Annotated in this window: 5 protein-coding genes; 3 read left to right on the top strand and 2 right to left on the bottom strand. The window is 69.1% G+C overall.

All coding sequences use genetic code 11. From position 1 onward, the window contains the following. Positions 1–398 precede the first annotated feature (398 nt). On the bottom strand, positions 399–1,703 hold the full coding sequence (locus tag WA805_RS17710; RefSeq protein ID WP_425242882.1) for a DUF2254 domain-containing protein: 1,305 nt from the start codon (positions 1,701–1,703) through the stop codon (positions 399–401). Between the two features lie 161 nt (positions 1,704–1,864). Between WA805_RS17710 and WA805_RS17715 the strand changes: the two genes are divergently transcribed. Both WA805_RS17715 and WA805_RS17720 read left to right on the top strand, forming a co-directional pair. Beyond that, a complete protein-coding gene (locus WA805_RS17715; RefSeq protein WP_425242883.1) occupies positions 1,865–2,038 on the top strand; it encodes a hypothetical protein in 174 nt (57 codons plus the stop codon). Between the two features lie 133 nt (positions 2,039–2,171). After that, positions 2,172–3,122 carry an aminoglycoside phosphotransferase family protein gene (locus WA805_RS17720; protein ID WP_422275518.1) on the top strand — a complete coding sequence of 317 codons (951 nt, stop codon included), beginning with the start codon at positions 2,172–2,174 and terminating at the stop codon, positions 3,120–3,122. A 214-nt stretch (positions 3,123–3,336) separates the two neighbouring features. Here WA805_RS17720 and WA805_RS17725 read toward each other — a convergent pair whose 3' ends face one another. Continuing rightward, a complete protein-coding gene (locus WA805_RS17725; protein ID WP_425242884.1) occupies positions 3,337–4,092 on the bottom strand; it encodes an SDR family NAD(P)-dependent oxidoreductase in 756 nt (251 codons plus the stop codon). A 72-nt stretch (positions 4,093–4,164) separates the two neighbouring features. On the opposite strand from WA805_RS17725, the gene WA805_RS17730 reads away from it, so the two are divergent. Continuing rightward, positions 4,165–4,524, top strand: a 360-nt coding sequence (locus WA805_RS17730; RefSeq protein WP_425242885.1) for a CBS domain-containing protein, incomplete at its 3' end; no start/stop codon positions are given.

Raw genomic sequence — 4,524 nt, forward strand, 5'->3', positions numbered from 1 at the left:
GTCGAGGATATCGCGCGTGCCGAGGGGCATTATTGACGAAGACGATGTATGGCATCGTCCGCCGTAGCTCGCACGGTCACTACGCCCTGCCAGTTGCATGCCGCGCAGAAATCCCAGTTCGGCGTCACGACCACGGTCACCAAGTGAACTGTGACTGACGCGCCGAACGGCGGATCTCGGACGTGCTGGCCGGCCTTCGCCGCTGACAAAACGTGGCCATCTTGACCGCCTGAGGCGCTGGCCGACCCCAGAGCAGGTGGATGCGGACGACCGGCAGAGAGGCGGGCGGAGGCGAATTCTGCAGAGCTAGGGCCTCCTGTGGGGGGTGGGCTGCGCGGAACCAGCCATCTGGGGGTAGCGGAGGCCAGGTGGGCGGTGAGGGTGCGGCTGGCCGGTCGTCATCCTGCCGTGGACCGGTGCCTGAGCACTGCCTGGCGCAACGTTTCTGCTTCGGCGTGTGCGGAGATAAGGTCGGCAGGCTGAGGGATTTCCCGTTCTGCGTCGGCGATGATGATGTGTGCCTGGTCCTGGATCGCCGCGCAGAGTTCAGGGTCGTTGCCGGCGACGTCGGCGCAGGCGCCGAGCAGCCGGAGCAGCGCGTCGGCCACGGTTGGCTCGCGGGCGCCGTAGCGGCGGATGAGGCCGCACATCACCGCGAGGTATTCGGGAAAACGCCGTCCAGGCACGATGACTGCCGCGCCGCCGGGGTGGCGGGCAATGTGGTTTCCGAGGGGCCGCTGGGCGAGCGCGCAAAAGATCACCGACAGGTGATCGATAGCCTGGACCGCGGTGTAGGGATCGTTGACCGCTGGGGACAGTGCCTTGCATGCTGTGTCGACCAGTTGCCGGATACCGAACGCGGCGTCTTGCTCCAGGGTCCGCTCGAACCCGACCCGGACTCCGGCATCCAGGACCCTCGTGAAGAGCCGCCGGTCCGGTGCCGGATCGCCTGGGGAAGCGGGCCAGATCCACGCAAGCGTGGTCCCGGCGACCACGTGCTCGCCGACCCTGGGCCGCAGCCGCAGGCAAGCCCGGTGCCTGGCAGCGTGCGTCAGCAGCGTGCGGCAGTGCACCGCCTGCACGTAACCCGAGTGGCGGGAAGTGATCGCCGTGGCCCCGGCTGGGACCTCAGGTGCGTCCTCGCCGCCGAGGAGCAGTCCGTCCTGGATCACCAGGACGGTGTTGCGCTGCACCACGTTCATGATCGCATCGACCTGGATGGAGTGCACGAGGTGGTCGGCGAAGAACACCAGCAGGCCCAGGCTGATGAAGACCAGCACGATCGAGCCGCTCACCGCGAGCCGGGGGAAACTGGCGGTGCGATTGCCGCCGGACACGCCGACCGTATACAACCCGGCCATGCTGTAGGCGAAAGTCGCGACGAAGGCACTGAGGACGATCTGGGTTGGCCGGTCCCGCAGGAAGTTGCGCAGCAGCCGGGGCGAGAACTGGGTGGACGACAGCTGCAGGGCCACCACCGTGAGGCCCAGCATCAGGGCGATGACCGTCACCATCGTGCCGGCGATGCCGATCAGCAGGTTGCGGGCATCGTCGGGAGTCCCCTGGAACGCCACCGGCGTGTGCACCCCGACGCTGATAACCGACAACAGCGACCCGGCGGCCAGGGCAGCCGCCGCGGACAGCGTGGGCAGCACCCACAGCGATCCCCGGACGTATTCCGGCAAGGTGTCACGGCGGATCATTCTCAGCCTCCTCATCTCCCGAGCCCAGCTTCAAAGGCTCGGCCTGTTGACCTATTGCTGGCCTACTGCTTGCTGGCCTACTGCGATAACACCACCGAGGCGCTGGCCGGGATGCCGGGCGAGGGCGGCGACGGGTCGGACACACCGCTGATCTCCTCGCGGTGACGGATGCGGCGATCACCGCGGTGCCGCCAAAGCACCGGCGGCTGATGGTCACCTGCGACAGCGCCGGAGCCAGCCACGGACTCATCACCCGGCTGGATGAACTCAGCGCCCGGATCAACCATTATCCATGGCTGGAACCGCATAAGCTCGTCGCTCTCGAGCCGCCCTAACGCCGGTCAGACGCGCGGCGGCTATCTGCTGGCTGATGTTTCCTCCGCATCGGGTGCCCGGCCGCGAGGCTGTGTCACTGCGGCAAGACGCAGGCCCGGCGGATTGCTTACGGACTCACATTAGGCTCGGTGCATGTCGAGTCCGGATGAGCAGGTTCTGAGGTGGGCGGTCCGCGCCGCTGCTCCTTCCGCGCGGGTCGTGAGCGCGACGGGGATGCGGGCGGGCGGCAATCCGTGGCTGCTGCGCCTGGCCGGTGCCGGCAGCACCTGCGAGGTAGTGCTGAAGACCGGTGATGCGGCTGCGGACCTGGACCGCCGGCAGCTCCTCACCACAGTCGCGGCGCTGGAACTCGCAGTAGGCCACGCCCTGCCGGCGCCGCGGCTGATCGCCGCTGACCTGGACGGCAGCGCGGCCGGCACGGTGGCGGTCCTGATGACCGTACTGGCTGGCTCCAGTAAGATCCCCCGCGTCGCTTCGGCCGGTCGGCTCCGGGCGCTGGGGGCTGCGGCCGGCGCGCTGGCGAGCGTCGCGCTGGCACCGCGGCCAGGACTGGAGCTGCGAACTCGCGCCCTGTATGACATGGACTTCGCTGCCTGGCGCACGTCAGCCGGCACGTCGCACCTGCTGGCCAGGGCGGAAGAGCAGATCGCCAGCCTGCCAGTGCCAGACGGCGAGTTGGTGCTCGTGCACGGCGATCTGTGGCAGGGCAATACCATCTGGATCGGCGATTCCTGCAGCGGCATGATCGACTGGGACGCCGCAGGCGCCGGATCACCCGGCATCGACCTGGGCACCTTGCGCTCGGACGTGGCTCTGTTCTTCGGATCATCGCCACTGGCATCTACCGGACTCCCGGCCGCCGACGAGGTGCTGACTGGATGGCAGCAAGCCGCCGGCCGACCGGCCGAGCACGTGGCATACTGGGACGCGGCAGCAGCCCTGTGCACGGTTGGCGACATGGACTACTGCCTGCCGGGCGACCTGCTCGGTGAGGTTGGCCGCCCAGACCTGAACGCGGAGCTCCTCACTGCTCGCCGTGACGCGTTCCTCGCCGCAGCGCTCGACGACCTCGACTCCTGGTAAGTGTCATCACGCAGCCATCCATATCCCGCCAGTCAGCCTGCGGCGCCAAGCCTGAAACTTCCAGTGCCCCCGCAGACTGGGAATTCGGGCGCGGCGCCATGACCTTGAGCATCCGACCAAGATCCGCGGCATAGCGGCGGATCTAGCGTGCTTTGTTCGGTGTCGCATCACAGTGTTCGGGTTCCCGGGGGTCGCCATGGCGTGGAGGTCATGTTCAGGTGCCGAGGCTGCGGCCGCCGTCGATGACGATGCGCTGGCCGGTGATGAACCCGGCGTCTTCGGAGGCGAGGAAGCTCACGGCGTGGGCGATGTCGGCGGGGGTTCCCATCCGTCCGGCGGGCACCGATGCGAGGTAGGCGTCCTTGGCGCTGGCAGGGACATCGGCGTGGCGCTCCACGGGGATGAAACCGGGCGCGGCCGTGTTCACGGTGATGCCGGACGGGGCCAGTTCGCGGGCCCAGCTGAGTGTCAGGCCGATCTGTGCGCTCTTGGCGGTGGCGTAGGCTGACCTGCCCGGGGGCGGCCGGTGAGCGACCTCGGAGTCGATGTGCACGATGCGGCCGTACCGCCGGGCCTGCATTGCGGGCAGGACGGCCCGGCCGAGCAGCACCGGGCTCTTGACGAAGAAGTCCAGCTGGGCCAGGTGGCCGGCCCAGGTGACCTCGGTCACTGCGGCTTCGGGTTGCGGGCCGGTGGCGTTGAGGACCAGCACATCGACCGGGCCGAGGCGGCCGGCGATCGCGGCGGCCAGCCCGGCGACTTGGTCCTCGTCGGTGACATCGGCGCAGAAGCCCGCCGCGGCGCCGCCGTCAGCACAGATGGCGCGGCCGATCGCAGCTGCCTGTTCGTCGCCGGGCCGGCCATTGACCGCGACAGCGAAACCGTCACGGGCCAGCCGCCGCGCGATCACCGCCCCCAGCCCCCGCGAGCTGCCGGTGACCAAAGCGACACGCCCATGAGTCACAGCCATACGGTGATGATCCCACTCACCCGGCTCGCCGGGCAGGCACCGAACATGCCACGATAGGCGCGCTCCAGCCGACTGGCATCCACGGATGCCGTCCCCGGGCCGGTCACCTGCCGGCACGACCCGCAGGCCCTGTTCGCCTCAGAATCGCTCAGCCAGGCGCTGCGCCAGCTGGAAGTTTACGGGCGCGACGGGCTGCCAGTGCTGTCCCCGGACGGGCAGCGCGTAGAAGGCTGGGTCACCGGCGCCAGCGTGCTGCGCGCCCTCGCCCGGCAGATCACCGGCAGCCAGGCCGATACCATCCAAGCCCAGGCCGCCGCCGACCAGGAGCACCACGACGCGGAGGCCATGCTCCAGCACCCGCCGGCCCCGCTGCCCGGCTACCAGGTCATCGAGATCACCGTATCCGGGGACTCTGCGGCCACAGGACAGAAG

Source organism: Trebonia sp., from assembly GCF_049794275.1.
In the GTDB taxonomy this organism is placed as follows: domain Bacteria; phylum Actinomycetota; class Actinomycetes; order Streptosporangiales; family Streptosporangiaceae; genus Trebonia.

Bases quoted from the DNA above. Each gene is read 5' to 3' on its own strand.
- WA805_RS17710 (WP_425242882.1), bottom strand. From the start codon at position 1,703: ATGATCCGCCGTGACACCTTGCCGGAATACGTCCGGGGATCGCTGTGG.
- WA805_RS17720 (WP_422275518.1), top strand. From the start codon at position 2,172: ATGTCGAGTCCGGATGAGCAGGTTCTGAGGTGGGCGGTCCGCGCCGCT.
- WA805_RS17725 (WP_425242884.1), bottom strand. From the start codon at position 4,092: ATGGCTGTGACTCATGGGCGTGTCGCTTTGGTCACCGGCAGCTCGCGG.